Source organism: Chitinophaga varians (genome assembly GCF_012641275.1).
Lineage (GTDB): Bacteria > Bacteroidota > Bacteroidia > Chitinophagales > Chitinophagaceae > Chitinophaga > Chitinophaga varians_A.
In genome coordinates this window covers 455775-478033 of record NZ_JABAIA010000004.1, presented here as the reverse complement: position 1 = coordinate 478033, position 22259 = coordinate 455775, and the positions used below count along the sequence as shown (strand labels likewise).

The 22259-nt window shown below is 50.2% G+C and carries 13 protein-coding genes; 8 read left to right on the top strand and 5 right to left on the bottom strand.

Annotated features, from left to right (window positions below):
• Positions 1 to 24: 24 nt before the first annotated feature.
• Entirely contained in the window at positions 25 to 1500 is a 1476-nt protein-coding gene (locus tag HGH92_RS31280; protein ID WP_168874782.1) for a xylulokinase, read from the bottom strand.
• 188 nt (positions 1501 to 1688) lie between these two features.
• Here HGH92_RS31280 and HGH92_RS31275 point away from each other — a divergent pair, with 188 nt between their 5' ends.
• From HGH92_RS31275 to HGH92_RS31265, 3 genes are all read left to right on the top strand, one after another.
• Positions 1689 to 2582: an AraC family transcriptional regulator gene (locus HGH92_RS31275; RefSeq protein WP_168874781.1), complete on the top strand. Its 894-nt coding sequence runs from the start codon at positions 1689 to 1691 to the stop codon at positions 2580 to 2582.
• Positions 2583 to 2704: 122 nt separating this feature from the next.
• Positions 2705 to 4273 carry an ABC-F family ATP-binding cassette domain-containing protein gene (locus HGH92_RS31270; RefSeq protein ID WP_247655098.1) on the top strand — a complete coding sequence of 523 codons (1569 nt, stop codon included), beginning with the start codon at positions 2705 to 2707 and terminating at the stop codon, positions 4271 to 4273.
• Positions 4274 to 4280: 7 nt separating this feature from the next.
• Positions 4281 to 4871, top strand: a complete 591-nt coding sequence (locus tag HGH92_RS31265; protein WP_168874779.1) for a TetR/AcrR family transcriptional regulator — start codon at positions 4281 to 4283, stop codon at positions 4869 to 4871.
• A 9-nt stretch (positions 4872 to 4880) separates the two neighbouring features.
• Here the strand turns inward: HGH92_RS31265 and HGH92_RS31260 are convergent, their stop codons facing one another.
• Positions 4881 to 6389 carry a serine hydrolase domain-containing protein gene (locus HGH92_RS31260; protein WP_168874778.1) on the bottom strand — a complete coding sequence of 503 codons (1509 nt, stop codon included), beginning with the start codon at positions 6387 to 6389 and terminating at the stop codon, positions 4881 to 4883.
• Positions 6390 to 6565: 176 nt separating this feature from the next.
• Complete coding sequence (locus HGH92_RS31255; protein ID WP_168874777.1) at positions 6566 to 7732, bottom strand: hypothetical protein; 1167 nt, start codon at positions 7730 to 7732, stop codon at positions 6566 to 6568.
• Positions 7733 to 8071: 339 nt separating this feature from the next.
• Here HGH92_RS31255 and HGH92_RS31250 point away from each other — a divergent pair, with 339 nt between their 5' ends.
• The 5 genes from HGH92_RS31250 (at position 8072) to HGH92_RS31230 (ending at position 18185) form a co-directional block, all read left to right on the top strand.
• Complete coding sequence (locus HGH92_RS31250) at positions 8072 to 8638, top strand: RNA polymerase sigma-70 factor (protein ID WP_168874776.1); 567 nt, start codon at positions 8072 to 8074, stop codon at positions 8636 to 8638.
• A 100-nt stretch (positions 8639 to 8738) separates the two neighbouring features.
• On the top strand, positions 8739 to 9725 hold the full coding sequence (locus HGH92_RS31245; protein WP_168874775.1) for a FecR family protein: 987 nt from the start codon (positions 8739 to 8741) through the stop codon (positions 9723 to 9725).
• A gap of 94 nt (positions 9726 to 9819) precedes the next feature.
• Positions 9820 to 13227, top strand: coding sequence for a TonB-dependent receptor (locus HGH92_RS31240; RefSeq protein WP_247655097.1), 3408 nt, complete (start codon positions 9820 to 9822; stop codon positions 13225 to 13227).
• Between the two features lie 25 nt (positions 13228 to 13252).
• Positions 13253 to 15037: a RagB/SusD family nutrient uptake outer membrane protein gene (locus HGH92_RS31235; RefSeq protein ID WP_168874774.1), complete on the top strand. Its 1785-nt coding sequence runs from the start codon at positions 13253 to 13255 to the stop codon at positions 15035 to 15037.
• Positions 15038 to 15392: 355 nt separating this feature from the next.
• A complete protein-coding gene (locus tag HGH92_RS31230) occupies positions 15393 to 18185 on the top strand; it encodes a T9SS type A sorting domain-containing protein (RefSeq protein WP_168874773.1) in 2793 nt (930 codons plus the stop codon).
• A 54-nt stretch (positions 18186 to 18239) separates the two neighbouring features.
• Here HGH92_RS31230 and HGH92_RS31225 read toward each other — a convergent pair whose 3' ends face one another.
• On the bottom strand, positions 18240 to 20246 hold the full coding sequence (locus tag HGH92_RS31225) for an alginate lyase family protein (RefSeq protein WP_168874772.1): 2007 nt from the start codon (positions 20244 to 20246) through the stop codon (positions 18240 to 18242).
• Positions 20239 to 22080, bottom strand: a complete 1842-nt coding sequence (locus HGH92_RS31220) for a glycoside hydrolase family 97 protein (protein WP_168874771.1) — start codon at positions 22078 to 22080, stop codon at positions 20239 to 20241. Before HGH92_RS31220 ends, HGH92_RS31225 begins: the two co-directional genes overlap by 8 nt.
• Positions 22081 to 22259 lie beyond the last annotated feature (179 nt).

Sequence of the window (22259 nt, the reverse complement as noted above, 5' to 3'; positions counted from 1 at the left end):
GAAAATATTGTCTATATATGCGTACTATAGTTTCGAACGTAACTCCGTGAGCCATTTGCTGTAGGCATCCCGGTACTGCGCCTGGCGGACCGGCTCCGGTTCAATCACCATCAGGCGCTCCATTCCGCGGAATGCCTCTTCCATATTCACATATCCAGCCCCGATAGCGGCGCCGCGCGCCGCGCCCTGTGCGCCATCGGTATTGTATAATTCAATGACAGCATCCGCAGTGTCCGCGAATATTTCTCGGAAGAGCGGGCTGAGAAACATATTGGCATTGCCGGCCCTTACCTTGTTAATTTTGAGTCCCATGCCGGACATGATGTCCATGCCATAGTTGAGACCAAACACGATTCCCTCCTGCACTGCCCGCAGCATATGCCTGCGGCCATGCCGGTTAAAATCGAGGTACCTGATGGAAGCACCTGTATGCCTGTTGCCCAGTATCCTTTCCGCACCGTTGCCAAAAGGAAATACCATCAGTCCGTCTGCGCCGGGAGCGCATAACGCAGCTTCACTGTTCATGGCGGTATAGTCGATATCGCCCAGCATATTTTTCAGCCAGCTGTTGGCGATACCGGTACCGTTAAGGCACATCAGTACGCCGTTACGCGGCTGTTCCGGGCTGTTGCTGACATGCACGAACGTGTTGACACGGCTTTGCTGGTCAGACGCATGCTGGTCATGCACCGCATACACTACGCCGGACGTGCCGGCGGTAGTTGCCGCTTCTCCCGGCCGCAGCACGTTGAGCGACAAGGCATTATTAGGCTGATCACCCGCCCGGTAAGTGACCGGGATGCCGGGACGCAGCTGTAATGTTTCCGCAGCTGCGGCAGTAAGCATTCCCTGCTGGCCGAAAGTGGGCACTATGGCAGGTAACAGGCTTTCATCAATATTATAGTAATCCAATAATTTGCTGCTGACCGCATTGGCCTTGAAATCCCAGAAGACGCCTTCCGAAAGACCGGAAACAGTGGTACGCGCCTCCCCTGTCAGCTTCATGGCAATAAAATCCCCGGGCAACAAAATCTTGTCAATACGTCCATAGATATCCGGTTCATTTTCAGCTACCCAGCGCAATTTAGAAGCGGTGAAGTTTCCGGGGGAATTCAGCAGATGGTCCAGGCAATATTCCTTTCCCAGCGCATTGAACGCCTTGTTACCAACATGCACCGCACGGCTGTCGCACCAGATAATAGCCGGGCGCAACACCTCCTGGTGCTTGTCTACACATACCAGGCCATGCATCTGATAGGCGATGCCGATACCGCCGATAGTGGAAGGGTCTATCTGCACCTGCTGCCTTAACAGGCCTGTAGCTGTGACAACTTCCTGCCACCAGCGCTCCGGGTCCTGCTCTGCCCATCCTTTGTTGGGAACCTGCATGGGCATTTCCCGGGACGGACTGATAGCAGATGCCACGCATCTGCCACTGTCTGCGTCCAGTAAAGCAGCTTTTATAGAAGAGGAACCAATATCGTAACCAATAAAATACATACCTGTTAATTATATTTATCCGGCAGAAACCCGACGCAATAAAGGTAAGACGCGGCATTTCCCGCCACCACTCCTATTATCTTAAAAACCTAAACTATTTTACACGCGATTATGAACTCACCCCGGGGCAAATGGCCTCAACTTGCTGAGAATTCATATCTTAGCAACCGCCGAAAATCTGTTTTGCCATGAAGCCGCTCATAGAGAAACTTACTTTATCAGAGAACACATCCTTTGTAGCGAGGACCTACCGTACTCCGCACTTTGAGGTGCCCTGGCATCAACACCATGAATATGAGCTTATTCTGATCCTGGAAGGCGGAGGGACCGCTTTTGTGGGTGACTATATCGGGGATTTCAAACCGGGAGACATCTTTTTCCTTGGCTCCAACCTGCCCCATACCTTTCAGAAGTCCGGAGACATGATCACCAGTGCAGTGGTCGTTCAGTTCCTCGACAGCCTTTGGGGAAACGAGCTGCTTAATTTACCGGAAGGAGTGTATATGAAAAACCTCCTGCTGGCAGCAGCACAGGGCTTAAAGATACCGGAAAGCTACAGGGAGAAAATGGCGGACATTATCCAGGGACTGGAAAACCAGCAGCGTTTTGGCCGCATCATCAGCCTCTTTCAGTGCCTGAACATGATGGCAGAGTCAGGGGATTACATCACCCTCTCTTCACAAACACCGGATGCCAACTACCGCATCAAACAAGCGGAGATTGATTTAATCCTTCAATATACCAACCGGAACTTCCGGAATAAAATCAGTCTCCGGGAAGTATCAGCAGTGGTCAATATGAGCGTGGCCGCCTTCTGTAAATACTTCCGGAGAAGCACTAAAAAGACCTATGTCGATTATCTCAACGAAATGAGAATAGGTTATGCCTGTAAACTATTGAAAGATACCAACAGCAGCGTGATTGAAATATGCTTCGAAAGCGGCTTCAATACCCTCGCCAATTTTAATAAACAGTTCCTGAAATATAAGTCGATCACCCCCTCTGCCTTCAGAAAGAAGGTAAAACACCCGTCCACCCATTTTGCCGTAGACTACGATTACAGAATATTGTCTGAAAAGTAGCGGCTTTGTTTTTTATTTTAACATTTTTGTCTAACAAAAATGAATATTTAATGCCATCTTTGTCCTGGCAGGAAGTATTATTATTTAAAATAAAAAATACCGTGGGCTTAATTATAAGATCATTGCAATATGTTCACCCGGATAATGAGGAACTGTTCCACGACCTGGACCTTATTTTAAACGATGGAGAAAAGGCAGCACTGGTGGGAATAAACGGCGCCGGCAAATCAACCCTGCTGCGCATCGTTTCGGGCAAACTGGACGTAACATCGGGCGAAATTATCCATTCGGAAACGCCCTGGTACGTACCACAACACCTGGGAGAATTTGACACCTGGACCGTTGCCAAGGCATTAGGGGCGGACAAAAAACTGGACGCCCTGCACGCTATCTTACAGGGAGACACGGACACCCGGCACTTTACAGCGCTGGAGGACGACTGGGACATCGAAAATAAAGTGGCACGGGCCCTTGAAAAATGGGACCTCGGCAATATCCATGAAAACCGGTTACTGGGAAGCCTGAGCGGCGGCCAGAAGACCCGCCTTTTCCTGGCAGCCATGGATATGAACAGCCCCCATCTCGTTCTGCTGGACGAGCCCTCCAACCATCTGGACGTCAAAACCAGGGCAAAGCTCTACGCCATGGTGCTACAGAGCAAAGCTACCATGCTGATCGTGAGCCACGACAGGACACTGTTGAACCTCATGAACAAAACCCTGGAACTCAGCGAAAAAGGCATAGAAGTATTTGGCGGAAATTTTGATTTTTACCAGCAGAAAAAACAGGAAAAAGTAAGCGCCCTGCGTGCGCGGCTGAACGAACAGTCCAAAGCACTGAAAGAATACGGAAAAAAAGCCACCGACATGGCCGGCCAAAGGGCGCAACTGGAGCTCAAAGGCCGATCGGCAGGATTGAGCAACTCCATACCCCGCATTATTGCCGGCGGCTTAAAGAACAAAGCGGAGCGCAGCACCGCGAGAATGCTAAATGCCCATGAAGAAAAGATAAGCAACCTGTTGCTGGGCATAGAAGAGACCAAAGCCCAAATCCAGGAGTACGAAACGCTTAAAATCGACATCAGGTCGCCGGAAATCAATCCGGGAGAGCCAGTGATCGATATGGCGGCCGTTAACTTTAAGTACGGCGACCGGTTGTTGTGGAATAATCTTAGCTTTCAGATCAAATCCGGCGAACGGGTACAGATCGAAGGCGAGAACGGGAGCGGTAAGACCACCCTGTTGAAAATTATTACCAGGGAACTGCAACCTGTCGAAGGCAGCTATAACAGTTCAGCCTTCTCTTTCTTTTATCTTGATCAAAACTACTCCATGCTCGATCCGAAACTAAGCGTTTACGATCAGCTACTGGAGTATAATAACCGCAGGCTGGAAGAAGATGAATTAAAAGAATTATTAGTTTACGCGCAGTTCAATCCAGCGGCTTTTGACAAAAAATGCGCAGCATTAAGCGGTGGTGAACGAATGAAGCTATCACTGAGTTGTCTGTTGGTCAATCATCAGGCGCCGGATGTACTGATCCTGGACGAACCGACCAACAACCTCGACATACTGAGCCTGGAAGTGCTGACATTGGCAGTAAAAAACTTCAGGGGCACGCTGTTGGTGATTTCGCATGACGACTATTTTATCAATGAAATCGGCATTGACTATCGTATCAGTTTAATTTAAAAAACATATGCCTTTAAAAAATACAGGAACGGAACAGCTTATCAAAGACACGGCCAAACGGTTGCTTTTTGCAGAAGGGAAACTCCATGCCACCACGCAGGAGATAGCAGATGCCGCCGGCGTCAACAGAACTGCGCTACATTATTACTTCCGCTCCAGGGACCTGCTGATTGCCGCCATATTCCAGGATGCCATGCAGGACCTCAGCCAGCGGCTCAACGAGTGCATGACGGCTGACCAACCGTTTAAAGCCAAGACAGAAAATATCATTGCTGTGTTCCTGCGGGACATGATCGCCTTTCCCTACCAGGAAACATTCCTGGTTACAGAGATCAACACATTAGGCAAGCAGCTTATCTCCGACATCCAAGCCGGCCCTGTCAAACACTACCTGGACGAAGCCGCTATTGAAATGAAGAAAGGCAACATTGAGAAAATGCAGCCGGCCCATTTTCTGATGAACTTATTTTCATTGTTGTCCTATCCCTTAATCATGGCCCCTCTCTACAAAAAGCTGTTCCAGGTCTCTGACAAAGGCTTTAAGGAGTTGATCAACGAACGTGGAAAAATTATTATCAGTTTGTTGTTTAAAAAATAAGAGCCATTTTTAATCTTTTATTGACACCGGGAACGTTTCATTGATACCATGTGTGCCTTCTTTAATCGACACTTCAGGCCTGTTGTCCATTATTTTAAAATCGATCAGGAATTTATTAATCTTTGATAACCAGTTAAATTCGATTTCAAATTCATCGACGCTCTTCCAATACGCTCTTAGCGCATACAGATGCCCCGAACCGGCATCCTGATAGAACTGATAGGCATTGCCAAATCCTAACGGATAGATGACCGTTTGTTGGCCGGCCTGTTTTAACAAAAGGGACAAACGCCCTTCTTTCCGGATAATTTTGGCATTCTCAATAGCTAAACTATTTTCCGGGAAAACGAGCGTCCTGTTAAACAGCTTTTCGCTACCGGCAGTAATGGGAATGCGGCCCGGAGGACCGGTTACCGGCTTTGCCGCCTGAAGCGTCATCCTTTTCAGATTGTTATAAGCTACCGGATTACTTTTTATTTTTTTATCAGAAAGCAGTGATTTACCAATCATACTGCCTATCCGCTCTTTCTGATCTTCAGTCAGTCCTCCTCCTGTTTCGACAACAATAGCCTGGTGTATGGAATCGATATGCACCCTTTGCCTGCCCCTGCCTTCCATATTCCAGCTACCGCCCTTGTCAATCCAAAAGCCGTAACCGTAGCCGTTTCCGTTTGGAAATACCGTATACATTGATTTGGCTTTTCTTACCCATTCTGCGGAGATAACGGACCGATGGTCCCACTGGCCACCATCTAACAACAGCTGGCCGATTTTAGCGAGATCGCGTGGTTGCAGGGCCAGATCACCCCAACCGTAATTAATACCATGATTATTTTTAGACCAATAAACAGACGTTATACCTAAATCATGAAAGAGATACTTTTTAGCAAAGTCTTCAGGAGACAGTTTAGTGGCGCGGTAAATAATTTCACCCAGCAGGTAATAATTACAGCTGCAATAAGAGAACTGCTGACCGGGAGGTGCCTCAAAAGGAATTTCAAAAATGAACTTAGCCCAGTTGTTTGAAGGGAATAATGCATGAAACAGGCTGTCTTCATTGGAAAATCCACACGCAAACCCCGATTTCATAGTGAGCAGGTCTTTGATGGACAATGTCTCAAAGCCTTTCCCTGTGGGTTTGATTTCCGGGAAGAAGGAGGCCACCAGCTGGTCTTCATTCTTTATATAACCTTTGTCGATAGCGATGCCAATCAGCAGGGATGTTACCGATTTGGTGCAGGAAGCGATGTCATGTCGTAAGCCCGGCCGAAAAGGATAAAAAGACGCGTCAAATATGATCTTCTTATTACGTACAATTAAAAGGCTGTGAGTATTGATGTTATTTTCTTTTACATAAGTAAATATATCACTGAGGCCTTTGGAGGAAAACCCTTCGTCTTCCGGCGTAGCGGGCGCAAATACTTTGTCGGGGGGCCTTGTTGTCTGGGAAAAAACAAGCACTGTTTTAACCAGTAACAGCAGCAATAAAATAATCCTTTGAAAATGGAAGCTGTACATAGTGGAATTTGTATAGGAACCAAGATAAAGAATTTCCCCGGACAGTAGATTTTATTTCTGATGTCGGGAGGTGACTGTTGTGTTCTGTTCAGGAAGAAAAAGCCGCCTCACTATGATGAGGCGGCCCGCTGTTTAATGATAGTGATATGCCAACATCTGAATGGCCGTATCGCAATTTATCTTTCCTGTTTTTTTTCCACCGCTTCCATCCTCTTTTTCAGGTCATCGTTCTCTTTTTTCATTTCAATCAGATACAGCGTCAGTTCTTCTACTTTCTGCAACAACTTCTTATTGATCTCTCCAATGTCCAGTCCATCTCTTTCGACGTCCTTTTGCGATGGGATCTCGGGCAAATGCCTGTGCTCCTTAACGAATTGCTCTACGTCCTGTAATGCCGGCAGTTTATAGTCCGGATGAAATACGAAATCCGCCCATCCGGTTTGGGTGACTTTTATCTTTAAGGCAAAGACGTCCCCTTTTACAGCCAGTTTAGCCTGAGGCACCGAGGTGCCAATTCCGACATTGCCGTCTCCCCTTACAAACAACAGGGGCTTGCCACCGCCGGGTGCGCTGGAACCATCAGGGTTCGCATTATTCAGGACAGCAAATGCATAATTGGCGGCCGTGGCGTTAAGGGTTCCGATGGCGGTGCCATAATTTTCGCCCCAGAGATAGGCTGCCGCCCTGTTGGTATTACCAGGCGATACAGTATGGAGCGCATAGTTGGGTACCACTCCTGCGCCTATATTACCGGCAACAGCCAGGTTGCCTTTTGTGTCCTGGTAAGGAAGCTGATAGAATTTATTATTGTCAAAATCACATTTTAAACCATAGGTACCGGTTGTGGCCAGGAACCCGACCGGCGCAGTAGTGGTTTGAGCAAAAGGGGCAGCCACAAGAGGCGATCCGTGAAACTGCGCAACCGTGCGGTAACTGATAAGCCCCCACTTGTAGTTAGACCTCAGCCACAATGCATCATTAAAAACATAAAAAGTGGCGGCAGCCGGATTTCCTGATATACAGCGGACCTCCAGGCCATCAAACCTGTTTGCCGTTCCCTCATACTTATCTACCCGGACCTGGTAAGTCGCCTGCTGGTCAAAATAATTCTCATCAGCATTTACTGCCAGCTCAATAGTAGTCCCATAACGAGCTGTACTGCCATTCACCTGCACCAACTTGTAGTAATACTGGTCATAGGGGCTGACTGCTGTCTGGGTAGGCCCCATCGTCACCCAGCCTGTATCTACAGGGACGGCCCCTTTGACATAGGCAATGTGGGCCATGGTAACAAGCAACAGGCAGATCGTAATTTTCCTGCATAGACGAAAAATTGATTTCATAGATAAGTGTTATTTTAAAAGTTTACCGGGAAAAACGCTACAGACAGTTATTTCAGTGTGACCAAACGCCAACAGTACTCAGTCAACAACATGATAATATTTTTATTGGTGCAAACAGTTTTGAAACGGGCCAAAGGTTAAAACAATTACGGGACATTAAACCATTACAGATAAAGATAATATCAAAACTTGTATTTGTCTAACCTGCATGCAGAATTAATGTTCAAGATAAGCAGTATCGGCGGGCGGCGCACACGTGCAGATAAATAGTATATTTGTCAGAAAGACAATTTATATTTACGCCATTGGATTTTTGCATAATCTGCTATTCTTATTTTCATGCGCGACGATATCCCCGAATTGCAAAACAGAATATACAACGGTGATACAAAGGCATTTAAAGAATTATACGATTGCTACTGTGCGCCATTGCTGCAGGTGGCCCTGGCCATAGCCCGCCACAGGGAAATGGCCGAGGAAATAGTAGCCGATGTATTTATTGCCGTATGGCGGCATAGGAAAGATCTCCGTGAGATCACTAATTTGAAATGGTACCTCTATGCGGCCACCCGTAATATCGCGCTCAACCATCTCCGCAAATATGCCCATCACAAAACCTGGCATCTCGACGAGGCCAGTTTGCCGGAATATGAGATAAACCCGGAAGCCCAGCTCATCAGCAATGAAATGATGCAACACATTAACCTGGCCATCAATGCGCTGCCGCCGCAGTGCCGCCTCATTTTTAAACTGGTAAAAGAAGACGGCCTTAAATACAGGGAGGTGGCCGATCTGCTCAACATCTCCATAAAAACAGTGGAAAACCAGGTGGGCATCGCCCTTAAAAAACTCGCGAGTGTGAGAGCATTTCTTCTTGTGTCTCCTCCCACCATCAATCATCAGTAGTCCTGCCCTAAAAAAAATTCCGGTACCCTTTGGGGGCATTTCCTGTTTTATGGTGTCTTATAACACCAGACACTCATCATTCCATCATTTTCATTCGGTTATGGACAACGATCGCATATGGACATTACTCGGCAAACAACTGAGCGGCGACATCTCCCCTTCTGAACTGTCAGAGCTGGACGCGCTGGTGGACGACCATCCGGAGGGAACTGCTTTCCGGGATGTTTCCGCGGCTGTCTGGCAAACACCTATACAGGAAGTGGCAGACCGCCATGACAGCTACAAACGCATCTGGGGCGCAGTAGCACCACAACTGCAACAGCCCCGCCGGCATCGTCCTGTACGCAGACTGCTGGCCACGGCCGCAGCGGCAGCGGTGTTGACAGCCACCTGGGCCGCCTGGCATTTTTTACGTCCACCCGGCCCCGCATTACAACAAATCAGTTCCTCTCCCGGCGGCAAATCCAGGGTGCCGCTTCCCGATGGCTCCATCGTATGGCTCAACAGCAACACACAACTTCACTATGAAAAAAACGGCTTCGGCAAACAACACCGCGAAATCACCCTCACCGGAGAAGCCTTCTTTGATATTGCCCAAAGCGAGGGCATTCCTTTTATTATCCACGCCGGCAAAGTCAACATCCGTGTGCTCGGCACCGCCTTTAACGTAAAAGCCTATAGCAGCGACAGCGCTGTATCTGCCACATTGGTACGCGGTAAAATTGCCGTATCGTTCCAGGATAAAACCGTAGTACTGCGCCCTGATGAAAAACTGACAGTACCGGTATCCCGCCAGCCTGCCGTTCTCCAGCCCAAACACCTGGAAAAAGACAGCAGCGGCCTGCCCGCAGAAATATCCTGGTTAAACCATAAACTGACATTCGACAACAACACATTTGCTGAACTGGCCGATAAAATGAACCGGTGGTACGGCATCACTTTTTATTTTGACTCGCCCGGCCTGCAACAGCTGCGGTTTTCCGGCATCATCGATACAGAATCGGCAGACGAAGCGCTGAAAATGCTTCAGCTGTCACGCCCCTTTCACTACCGGATTGACGGGAAAGCGGTGCATATCAGTAATTAATCCATTTTTCATCTTCAAAAAATAATTTTTTATGACCTAAAAAACGTTACACATTCACCCGCTTTACTTTCCTTCACCCTTTACATTCCATGTTATGAAACTAATGTTCCTATGGGCTTTCAATAAAAGCCTCCATGGCGGGCTGCGGGCCATATTTGCTGTGTCTTTGCTGTTCATCGCCAGCATACCCGTATCTGCCACCTCTGCCAGCCAGGAAAAGATCAGCATCTCCCTGGAGAAAGTCAGCATTAAAACAGTACTGAAAACCATTCAACAAAAAAGCCGGTACCGGCTTATCTACAACGACGACATCCTGCCGGAAAAACCTCCGGTATCTATCCATGCGGAAAATGCCTCCGTGGAACAACTGCTTTCCCAGACTTTCGCCGGCACCACACTGCACTACACCGTGATGGACAACGATGCTATCGTGATAGCATCCGGGACCGCCGCTGCCAAAATAAGCGGCACCGTTAAAAACGAACGCGGTGAACCACTCATCGGCGTGTCCGTAAAAGTAAAAGGCACCACTACCGGTACCATGACCAACGAAACCGGCCACTTTGAACTACAGGCCGGCACCGGCGTCACATTGGTATTCAGTTACGTAGGCTACGAACAAACAGAAATCATCAGTACCGCCGATCCGATCACTGTCATCCTGAAAGAAAGCGCCAGCGGCCTGAACGAAGTCGTGGTAGTGGGCTACGGCACACAGAAAAAAACCTCCTCTACCGCCTCTGTGGCAGCAGTGCAGGGAAAAGAACTGGCCAAGGCACCCGTCACCAATATCTCCAATTCACTGGCCGGAAATGTTTCCGGCATCAGCATGCGCCCCAACGGAGGCCAGCCGGGAAGAGACAACCCCGATATACATATCAGGGGTATTGCCACCACCGGCAACAACTCGCCGCTGATCGTAGTGGACGGTATCATCCGTAACAACATCAACGAAATTTCTCCCAGCTCCATCGCTTCTGTTACCGTGTTAAAAGATGCCGCCGCAGTAGCGCCATATGGGTTAGGCGGCGCCAACGGCGTAATACTGATCACCACTAAACGCGGGCAGACAGGTATGCCGTCATTGTCACTCAACGCCTATTACGGCTGGCAAACGCCCACCTACTACCCTAAAATGCTGAACGCACAGGACTATATGCGCCTGCGCAATGAAGCCTACCGGAATGAAAACCCCGGCGGCACACAGCAACCTTTTGCTGATGATTTCATCAACTCATATGCAGACCTGAACGCCAAAGACCCGGACAAATATCCTATCAGCAACACCAAAGACCTGGTACGGATGCATGCGCCCATTCAAAACTACAACCTGCAGTTAAGCGGCGGCACCAAAGTAGTACGGTACTATGCCGGCATCGGCTTCCTTAAACAGGACGGGATGTTTGACCCGATAAACTACAGGCGTTATGATTATAACGTCAACATGGAAGTCAGCGCCACTCCTACCACCACTGTATCACTGTCACTGATAGGGGCCGTTCAGCAGACCAACAGCGTGGACGCGGCCACTACGCCGGGGCAGTTGTTCCGCAGTGCCTACAAGCTGATCCCCATCACCAACCTTTACTATAGCAACGGCCTCTGGGGCGAATTTGCCGGCAACTCGCCGGTAGGTATTCTCAATGCGGGATACTCCCGCCGCGATGCAACGTCCCTCCTTACCACGCTTGCCGTGGAACAACAACTGCCGTTCATCAAAGGGCTGAGCATTAAAGGAACTTTCAGCTATGACCCGAATGACTTTACGGTTAAAGGATGGCATACGCCGTTTTATTTTTACTCGCAGAATACTGCCACTACCCCTTACAGCTATACGAAACAGATATCCACCTCCGAAGGAAGCGCCGCACCATATACCTGGCTAAACCAGGAGTATTCCAAAAACCGGTACTTCACCTACCAGGGATATCTCAACTATCACAATAACTTCGGGAAACACGACATCACCGGCCTTGTGGTGGCAGAAGCCCGCAGGAACGATTCTACCGGCTTCTCCGCACGGCGGAATAATTTTGCGGTAAACATCGACGAGCTGGGCATGGGCAGCTCCAACAAAAATGATTTCGACAACAATGGCTCTACGGTCACCGGCAGTCAGCTTGGATTTGTGTACCGCCTGGGTTATGTCTACGACCATAAATATCTTTTTGAAGCAGCCGGCCGGTACGACGGGCATTACTACTTCGCTCCCGGTAAACGCTGGGGCTATTTTCCGGCCTTCTCCGCCGGGTGGATCATCTCGGAAGAAAACTTCATGGCAGGCCTTGGCTCTACCCTGAGCTACCTCAAACTCAGGGCCTCCTGGGGTAAATCAGGTAATCTCGCCGGTGCCGCATATCAGTACCTGAACGGCTATAACCTGTACGGTAACGCCTATGCTTTCGGCAACGGCAGTATGGTACAAGGCTCCAACATCACCCGGGAACCTAATCCCAATATCACCTGGGAGATATCCACCAAAACTGATATCGGCCTGGACGCTACCTTCTGGCATGGACTGCTCACCATAGAAGCTGATTATTTCCACGAACGAAGAACAGGCATGCTGCTGCCTCCGGCCGTGACCGTACCCGTGGAATATGGACTGAACCTCTCTGATGAAAACGCAGGCATCATGGAAAACCGGGGCATCGAAGTTTCCGTTGGCACCAGCCGCCGCTTTTCCAACGGCCTGCAGGTAAACCTGAACGGTAATTTCAGCTACGCCAAAAATAAAATGGTCCAGGTGTTTGAAACCGCCGCTACGCGCGACAATCCCAACCGCAGCAGAACAGGCAGGCCTACCGGCACACAGTTCGGCTATCATGCGCTGGGACTGTTCACCGCGGCAGATGATAAAAACAATGATGGCATTATCAACGCCGAAGACGGCTACAACGTTACCCAGTTTGGCGTGCTTCATCCCGGCGACATCCGCTATGCTGATATCAGCGGCCCCAATGGCAAGCCTGACGGTAAAATAGATTCCTACGATGAAGTAGTGATCGGTAATCCGGTATATCCTTTCATCACTTACGGTTTTACGCCCAGCGCCTCCTGGAAAGGGTTTGACCTTAGCCTGTTCTTCCAGGGATCTGCGCTGGCCAGCCTGAATATCCGGGGGTTTCAGACGGTCCCCTTCAACAACAACAACAGTAATTCCGCGTATGAATATTATAACAACCACTGGACACCTCAAACACCCGATGGTAAATACCCTCGCGCCAACCAGTCGCCCTACGCCAACAACACCCAGAACTCTGATTTCTGGATGATGAAAACAGGATATCTCCGTTTAAAAACAGCCGTGCTCGGATATACGCTTCCTGCCGGCATTTCCAAAGCGATGAAGATGCAGCGCCTCCGCTGTTATTTCTCCGGACAAAACCTTCTCACCATCAGCAAGATGAAATTCATGGACCCGGAAGTAGGTTACACCGACCTGGAAACAGCCTATCCTAACCAGAAGGTATTTGTATTTGGGCTCAATGCCACTTTTTAGATTCATCCTGTCAAACAAAATGATTATGAAGCGATATATCATTCTTTTGCCCATAGTACTATTGTTGCTCAGCGTCCTGTCGTGCAAAAAGGATTTCCTGGAAAATACAGATAAGACCAAGCTCACAGACGACATCCAGTGGAGCAACGAAGGCAATGCGGACCTTTTCCTTAACGATATCTACAGCGCATTGCCCAACTATTGGAACCAGCCGGAAAACCTGGACAATTTTACCGACGACAACGATGCCGGCTTCTACTATACTTCCTATAACTGGAAGCAGGGCATCGTGGAAGCCTCCTCCAACGACTATACGATATGGGGCGGTATCACCGGCTCCGGCGACCTTACCAACTGGCCGGCCATCTTTACCAATATCCGCAAATGCAACACGTTCATTGCCGCTGTGCGTAAAAACGCCCAAAACTTCTCCCCGGAGTGGTTGAACAAACGGCTCGACGAAGCCCGGTTTATCCGCGCTTTTTTCTACAGTGAATTGTGGATGCATATTGGCGGGCTGCCTATCATTACGGCGCCCGCAGAAAGGCGGACGATGGACAGCGCCGCTATCTATACGCCCAGGAGCAGCTTTGCGGAGACAGTGGATTTTATCACGTCGCAACTGGATTCCGTCGTTAAAGACGGTCACCTCCCGCCCAAATACAACAAGGGCGATGCAAACGCCGGCAGGGCCACCCTGGGCGCCGCGCTTGCACTGAAAGGATGGGTGGAGCTGTACGCCGCCAGCCCCGCCTTCAATGACGCGCAACCCGCCGCAGGCAACGACCCCTATAAAGTAGCCGGCTACAATAACTATGACCTCCAGCGCTGGGCTAAGGCCGCCGCCACTTTTAAACAGTTCATCGACGACTATGGCAATGGCAAGGCCTACGACCTATTCCCTGATCCCTCCGCCATCTGGTACGAAGCCAACGAATATCATTCAGAAGTGGTATGGGACCGGCAGGTAGTGGCCAACACAATGGGATCGTCTTTTGAACAATACGGCGGCCCCGTATGGATCAATGGCGCCTACTACACCTGGGGCAACTACTGCCCCACCCAGGAGCTGGTGGACCAGTTTTTTATGGCCAACGGAAAACCCATCACCGATCCCGCTTCCGGCTATGATCCGCAACACCCGTACGTTGGCCGGGAGAAACGCTTTTACGACTGGATCGTTTACGATGGCGCCCCCTATAAAATGACCTGGATGGACAAAGGCGATACTATATACACCCGCATAGACAAAGTACATCCCTCCAAAAACCAGATCGATTTTGGAACAGACGATGTGACAAATACCGGCTACTACTTCAAAAAGCGGCTTAACCCACTGGTACGGCCCGGCGGCGGCGCAGTAAGCGGCGCCAACTTCATCTACTACCGCTATGCGGAAGTGCTGCTGGGATACGCAGAAGCACAAAACGAAGCCACCGGCCCCGACGCCTCCGTATATGCCGCTATTAATCAAATCCGTAAAAGAGCCGGCCTGCCCGACCTTTCCCCGGGCCTGTCACAGGCGGACATGCGGGCGGCCATCTACCAGGAAAGAAGAGTGGAGCTCTGCTTTGAAAACAAACGTTTTTATGATATCATTCGCTGGAAAACAGCTAATACCGTGATGAACGTCGACAAACACGCGATGAAAATCAGCAATACCGTACCTGATAACAACTCCGGTGTGTGGAAGTACGAAATTGTGCCGCTGAACCACCCGCATGTGTTCACCCGGAAAATGTACCTGAACCCGGTGCCACAGGATGTAATAGACCGGAACCCGAAGATGGTGCAAAACCCTGGCTACTGAGAAAGCATTACAACCACAAAAAAGTTGCAGGGATGCCCTGCAACTTTTTTGTACCGGCACCATCAAAACCTTCTGAAAACCAGTATCTGCAACATTTTCTGTCGTAATCTGCAACATTTGAATACCCTGTTTTCAGGAACATCTCATTAGTTTTACCACCATCTTGTCAAGAGAAAGAATTCCCGTTATGAAAAAACGTCTGCTGGTCCCGGCTTCAGGAGCCTTGTCACTACCATCAAAATATGAATACTGCTGTAGCAGCCGATGAGGCGGCGCCGGTACAGGCGTAATTATACGGCGCAAGATCAATGGACCGTTGATACCAGGCCGGATTTACCTAAACCACTTAACCTTTATGAAAACCAATTTACCCACACCATTTGAACAAAAGTTTACAATGCTTTTTGTTTTCAGACAATGTATGTCCTTTAAAGCCCTTTCCCGGCTCAGGCAAAAGACATCTGCCTTCTTCTGTTTACTGTCCGTATGTATTGCATTACAGCACTATGAAGCAAAAGCGCAAAACGCGGCCGGCTACACCTGGAAGAGCGTAGCTATTGGCGGCGGCGGATTTGTTTCCGCCATCATTCCCAGTAAGACCGAACAAAACCTGGTGTATGCCCGTACAGACGTAGGAGGCGCCTACCGCTGGAACGCCTCCACTTCGAGCTGGGTCCCCTTGTTGGACTGGGTATCGGACAATGAAGTCGGTTTCCTCGGCGTAGAGTCGTTGGCGATAGACCCGCAAAAACCAAACAGGGTCTACATGCTGGTAGGCATTTCCTATTTCAACAACGGCAGAACGGCCATTCTCCGGTCTGACGATTATGGCAACACTTTTACTCAGACCGATGTCTCCTCACAATTCAAGGCACATGGCAACGGCATGGGACGGCAGGCAGGTGAAAAGCTGGTAGTAGATCCCAACAACAGCAACATCCTGTACTGCGGCACCCGGTGGAACGGATTATTCAGAAGCACCGACGCCGGTGCTACCTGGAGCAGGCTAAGCTCACTGGACGTAACCACCACTCCCAATGAAAACGGGATAAGTTTTGTGGTCCTGGACGGCAGCAGCGCCGCGGGCGGCGCCACCCAAAGAATCATTGTCGGCGTTTCACGCAGCGGCAGTACAAACCTGTACCGAAGCGACAACGGCGGACAGTCTTTTGCTGCCGTTTCCGGCGCTACCACCAGCTTTATGCCGCATCGGGCAGTTCTGTCCGGTAACGGAAACCTTTATCTCACTTATGGCAACGGTGCAGGACCGAGCGGGCATTGGTCGCTACCGGAGCCTATGGACAACGGACAGATCTGGAAGTATAATATTTCCACAGGCGCGTGGACAAACATCACACCTTCCGGATTCAACAAGGCGTTCGGTGGCATCAGCGTTGATCCCGGTAATCCTAACAGGATCGTGGCTTCCACGATCAACACCTATATGAACCAAAACGGCGCCTGGGGCGACAGAATGTTCCTGAGCACCAACGGAGGTGCAAGTTGGGTAGACGTGGTGGACCGCGGATTCTCCCTGGACCCCGACGGTATCACCTGGGTGAGCGGGCATGCCATCCATTGGGCGGGTTCAATAGAGTTTGATCCTTTTAACACAGAAAGAGTGTGGGTCACTTCGGGCAATGGCATTTTCAGAAACGATAACATCAGCAGCAGCGGTACCTGGCGGTTCGCCGTAAAAGGACTGGAGGAAACAGTGCCGCTCGGCCTGGAAAGTATTCCCAATGGCCCTGCCTTATCTGTTATTGGTGACTATGATGGGTTCAGGCACTCCACTAATCTCAGCCAGTACGCCCCTATTCACAATCCGCAAATGGGCACCACCAGCGGATTGGCAGTAGCCGCTCAAAATACAAACAAAATCGTCCGGGTAGGCAATGCGATGTATTACTCCAATAATATGGGAGTGACCTGGACCCAAAACAGCATGAATGGCTCTCACGGGCAGGTGGCACTATCTGCCAATGGCAATACTGTTTTGCATTCCCCGAAGGAGTCGTCTGTTACTTACCGGTCCACCAATAACGGTGCTTCCTGGGCGGCGGTAAGTGGTTTAAGTTTTAATGAAGCACGGCCGGTAGGCGATCCTGTCAACTCCAATAAATTCTATGCATATAACCCGGGAAACGGAGCCGTCATGGTAAGTACCAACGGCGGATCTTCCTTTTCTCAGGCCGGTTCCGTTGCGGGCGGCGGCTCCAAAATCATCCGGCTGGCGCCGGGCATGGAAGGGCATGTCTGGATAGCCTTGAATAATGGAGGGCTGGTCCGTTCAACCAACTCAGCCCAATCGTTTTCAACCATCAGCGGCGTCAGCAACTGCGGGGCCGTTGGTTTTGGAGTGGCTGCTCCCGGAACAAACTATCCGGCGATCTACATTTGGGGCACCATCAATAATGTCAGAGGAGTATATCGCTCAACAGACCAGGGCGCGTCATGGGTCCGTGTAAATGATGATGCGCATGAATATGGAGGTCCGGGCAACGGGCAATTTGTGCAGGGCGATATGAATGTCTTCGGAAGAGTATACATGAGCACAGCAGGCAGAGGTATTGTTTACGGAGATCCCTCCACGGCCTGCACGCCTACTGCCATCACACCATACACACAAGTGAATGGTGGCACCTGGCAGCAGACAGCCAATGCATCTTTATCCGCAGGCGGCACAGTGCAGTTTGGCCCTCAGCCTGTACAGGGAGGATCATGGAGCTGGAGCGGACCGAATAATTTCAGCGCAGGCACACGCGAAATATACATTTCAAACGTCCAGTCCAGCCAGGCAGGAAATTATGTGGCTACCTATACCAATAGCGGAGGATGCCAAAGCACACAGAACTTTACTATCACCGTGAACAGTTCTGCCAAAGTATCATCCACGGCCAATATCACCGAAGATGCCATCAGCGTGTATCCTAATCCCGCCAATGCAGGCAGGTTTACCATTACGCTTCCGGAACTTTCGGACAATGTGGTCGTAAACATTTCCGATGACCAGGGCAGAATACTCTACGAAAAGAAAGCTTACGGCGGGAAAAAGATAGAGGTCGACTCAGGGCTGAAGGCAGGATTCTACCTGGTGAGGATTAATTCAAAAACATTCAGTGTTACCAAAAAGGTGATCATTCATTGATAAACACTTCATCAGTTATCGGGAATGCTTCGCAGGAAGCATTCCCGATTTTCTTTACTGTAACCGTACCCGGACGGTAGTGGTAGCAGCAATATTTGAAGCGGCAGCTATGCCTGTCAGCGCCCTTTTTCCGGCAGGCCAGCGGACCGTCCCCAGCGGTTCCCATTTAATCCCGTCGTAAGACCCGAAACCAGTTATGGTATCGCCCGACCGGGCCACTTTCAACCAGCAAGGCCCTGTTAAACGGCCGTATGTTACCGCAGGCTGCTCCAATGGTTGCTGTGCTAAAACAGATACGGTTGCTCCTTGATTTCCCCGTTGTATCAACTGCATCGCCCATCGGGGAGCTTCTATTTCCTTTGTTTTAGCCGGGTAAAGCATCAGTGCAACGAACGGACTGCCCGGTTGCAGATCAGACCTGATCATCAGGCCAACTGCCGTAAACTGGGAACTGGGTTGCGGGCATACCTGGATCGTCATCGCTGTATTGCTCATCAGTTCCCGGTAAGTGTAATTTACAGCCTCCGGCAACGTATCCGCGAACACGCCACCAGCTTCTATCCGCATCAGGCCACCATCGTGCAGCGCATAGCCGGGCGTCCCGGTATTTCCAATATCGCTGTTGCGCCACCCTGCAGGCAGTCCGCCACCAGCCAGCGATACCGGCAAAGACGCTTCCGATTCTCTTCCATCCCGCACCCCGGTGACTGTATAGTAAGATATAACGCCTCTTTTCATACTGCTGTCACGGAAAGAATTTCCGGCAGCAACGCCGATTTTTCTATATGGACCTTCTTTGTTTTCCGCGCGTTTGATGAGATAGGACGAAACACCACGAAGTGTTACCCATGTCAGTATGCCTGTATCACGCTTTGCTGTCAAAACCAGGCCGGCAGGTATTTCCACGGAGAGAGGAAGGGTATCCGCCCTGTCAGTGGCCGGGCTGACTGTATAAAACAGGGTGCCATAGCCCGGGTGGTCCGCACCAGGCATCCCCGGTCCTTCCGGCCGCAGCCTGTCTGCGGCCGCTTTTGTAAATGGCGCCGGAAGGCCTACCCTGTGCACATAGTGGTTATATACCTGCTCGTACACCGCGCGCAGATTGCCACGCGCTATTTCCGAAGGATGTGTATGGCGGTATTTACCGGTACGGTCAAGCATTGGCGTATAGGGGATATCGTTATAGCCCAGGTTATATTTCGCGGTGTATTCAAATCCTTTCAGCAGGCGGTTGTTGGCGTAGGCATAGAGATTTAATCCCTGGTGCCAGGCCATTTCACAGCATTCTGCCAGCATGCCGATACCGAGCTGCGTATGCGCCTGGTCCCGCCCTGTTTCCTGCACCTGGCCGGTATCATTGATAACATAATGGGTAAGGCTGCCATTGCCCCAGCCATTTACGTAGTAGCGAACAGCGCTCTCAAAAATTTCCCGGTCATTACAGAAAATACCGATGGCCATCACTGTTTTAAGTGCTGCATCGTCCCAGTTACCATTTGCAAAAGGTGCAAACTCCGCAAGAACGGGATAGATCGCCCGGAGAAAATGTTGTTCCGCATGCTTTACGGCCACATCAGGCCATCCCGCATCGCTGTACCGGATGATCTCCGCAGCATTCACCATTTTAAAGGGACCAAGGCCCGCCATCAGCACGGCATCCCTCCCGGTTACCGACAGCAGTGTATTACTCCAGGCATCAATAATGCGAATGGCTGTTTGCGCATATCGCTTATCTCCTGTGATGGCCCACATGATCGCGTTCTGATAGGCGGCATTGGCATCGCTGTCGTAATCAGCCTGGCCTACCGTAGGATTTCTTCCTACTGAGGCCAGCGGTCCTTTCATTTGATAATCAGCGTGAGAAAAAGGACTTTTCTCAAAAACCGTGTAACCTTCGTATATGGGTGACCGTTTCCCCGCAACGGCTATCTTCATTCGTTGCAGGTCAGCATTGCTGTGCAGCAGGCCGGGGTGCGCAAATCCAGGCGCCTGCGCCAATACACGCATGGCCACACCGGAAAAAATCATCATCAACAGCCATAAAATATACGCCTTACTCATGGCCTGCCGGTCTGAAAATGAATGCCTGTCCGCCTTTGGCAGCAATTTTTACCGGCAGCTTATCAACGTTGGTGAGCCGCAGTGTTCTCTTCCTGATGGATTGGTGATCGTCATCTTCATAAACAGTCACCGTGTAGGAAATACCGGGACGTAGAAAGGACAGGTCAAGCGTGGACTGCCAATCCTGTAAACCGGCAGCACAGCCCACATACCAGGTATCTGCCTTCCTTCTGGCCACCGCTATGCCCTTGCCGATATCTCCCGCCAGGTAATGCGATTCACTCCAGGTGGTTGGCACATAATTATAGAATTCTATCTCCTCCTCATTGGTGTAATCATTCGGCTGACCATACCAGAATATTGCCTGCAGCGGGCTGTAATAAACTACGCTCAGCGCCAGCTGCTGCCCTTTTGAAACTTTGATATGCTTTGAAAAGCTGTTTTTCGGATTAGGAAAACAATAGGTAAAATCTGCGGCGCCTGCAAGGTAACGGGTGAAGGGAAGCGTAGTGTTATGCAATGCGTCAGGACTGTTTTCATTGCCCCTGATGCCTTCCTGTGTCAACAGTACGGGGTAGGTCCTGCTGAGGCCCGTCGGTTTATAATTATCGTGGATGTTCAGCACAAAGCCGTATTGCTGCACCTTTTGCACTGCCTGCAACAGCCAGGTAAGGCCTGATTGCGTAAGCCCGTCCACAAAGCCGAATTTAAGACCCGCCACCCCCCACTGCTTATAAAGCGGAAGAATTTCGTCCAGCCTGGCTTTCAGCCCTATATAGTTTACGTACAGGATAACACCGATATTGTGCTGCTTACCATATGCAATCACTTTCGGCAAATCAATTGCCGGGATTACCTGCGTGGGATCGGATGAAGAGCGGAACTCTGCGCCATACCACCCCGCGTCAAACATGATATACTGAAAATGATGCTTCACGGCAAAATCGATGCAATCCAGGCCGCTCTGTGTATTTAGCTGGGCACGGATAAGTTTTCCGGGCCTGATCCATGACCAGTCTCCCGGCGCAGGCGCCCCCGCCAGTTTCAGGTCCAGGCTGCGGCAGTGCGCAAGCGCGATGGCTGAACCGGCCACGCTCACGGTCCTCCAGGGTGTTTCAAGATGCCGTTGAAACAGTACGGCGGTGTCTTGCGGAAATTTTACCGCCAGCGTATTTCCATCTGCGCCACGCGCCAATTCGGCTTTCGTATAGTTAAAGTTCACCGCTTCCCCTACCTGGCAATACATTCCATCCGATTCCATGGTCACCGGCAGGTCCGTTGTAGCACTGAAGGTGTCCACGCTTGTTGGCGTGAAAACGGACTCCTGGTTGTATTGGTAGATGAGCGGGGAAGCAGGAAAGGCGAACGTGGTGAACTCACGGAGTGCATGTGGCGCAGCATCCGTAGCAGTGACAGCGTAACGGAATGCCACGCTGCTGTCCATCACGCGGAAATCAATGGTCACAGAAAGACTGGCAGTGGTTTGAAGGTATAACCTCGCCTGCTGGTAAACACTATGCAGGGAGTCCTGCTCTCCCAGCGGACTGGCAAAAGATTCCCGGTGCAGTACCGGCTTATCATAGCGGGTAATTTTAGCGTTGCGCAGTGAAACACCATCAACAGCGATATCGAGTGCTGACCAGCCAGTAATTTTTTTCCCTTTGAAAGATAGCTGATAGCCCGGTTTCCCATCAGGAGCACCTGTTGTTAAAACCGTCGTGCGGCCGGGAGATACGATGGAATAACTCCTTTGTGCTGAAAGCTGTCCGCACAGCAACAGGCACATGAGCGCCGGCATAATACCCGACTTTAACCCAAAAAACATTTTACTCATTTCCAAATTTTATCGGTCAATAATTTCGGACTGTCCGGGAGAAGCCCGGCTCCGGCGGCAAACGGGCCTTCACCTGAACAAAGGCTGCCGCCGAGGTACAAAATAAATACCCGCAGCCTCCAATTATAAGGGGAGTACTCGCATAAAAAGGGGGGTGAAACATGAATTCCGGAAAGTAT

Excerpts from the sequence above, each read along its gene's own strand:
- HGH92_RS31280 (WP_168874782.1), bottom strand. The coding sequence starts at position 1,500 with ATGTATTTTATTGGTTACGATATTGGTTCCTCTTCTATAAAAGCTGCT.
- HGH92_RS31250 (WP_168874776.1), top strand. The coding sequence starts at position 8,072 with ATGCGCGACGATATCCCCGAATTGCAAAACAGAATATACAACGGTGAT.
- HGH92_RS31260 (WP_168874778.1), bottom strand. The coding sequence starts at position 6,389 with ATGTACAGCTTCCATTTTCAAAGGATTATTTTATTGCTGCTGTTACTG.
- HGH92_RS31240 (WP_247655097.1), top strand. The coding sequence starts at position 9,820 with ATGAAACTAATGTTCCTATGGGCTTTCAATAAAAGCCTCCATGGCGGG.
- HGH92_RS31265 (WP_168874779.1), top strand. The coding sequence starts at position 4,281 with ATGCCTTTAAAAAATACAGGAACGGAACAGCTTATCAAAGACACGGCC.
- HGH92_RS31235 (WP_168874774.1), top strand. The coding sequence starts at position 13,253 with ATGAAGCGATATATCATTCTTTTGCCCATAGTACTATTGTTGCTCAGC.
- HGH92_RS31225 (WP_168874772.1), bottom strand. The coding sequence starts at position 20,246 with ATGAGTAAGGCGTATATTTTATGGCTGTTGATGATGATTTTTTCCGGT.
- HGH92_RS31230 (WP_168874773.1), top strand. The coding sequence starts at position 15,393 with ATGAAAACCAATTTACCCACACCATTTGAACAAAAGTTTACAATGCTT.
- HGH92_RS31255 (WP_168874777.1), bottom strand. The coding sequence starts at position 7,732 with ATGAAATCAATTTTTCGTCTATGCAGGAAAATTACGATCTGCCTGTTG.
- HGH92_RS31245 (WP_168874775.1), top strand. The coding sequence starts at position 8,739 with ATGGACAACGATCGCATATGGACATTACTCGGCAAACAACTGAGCGGC.
- HGH92_RS31220 (WP_168874771.1), bottom strand. The coding sequence starts at position 22,080 with ATGAGTAAAATGTTTTTTGGGTTAAAGTCGGGTATTATGCCGGCGCTC.
- HGH92_RS31275 (WP_168874781.1), top strand. The coding sequence starts at position 1,689 with ATGAAGCCGCTCATAGAGAAACTTACTTTATCAGAGAACACATCCTTT.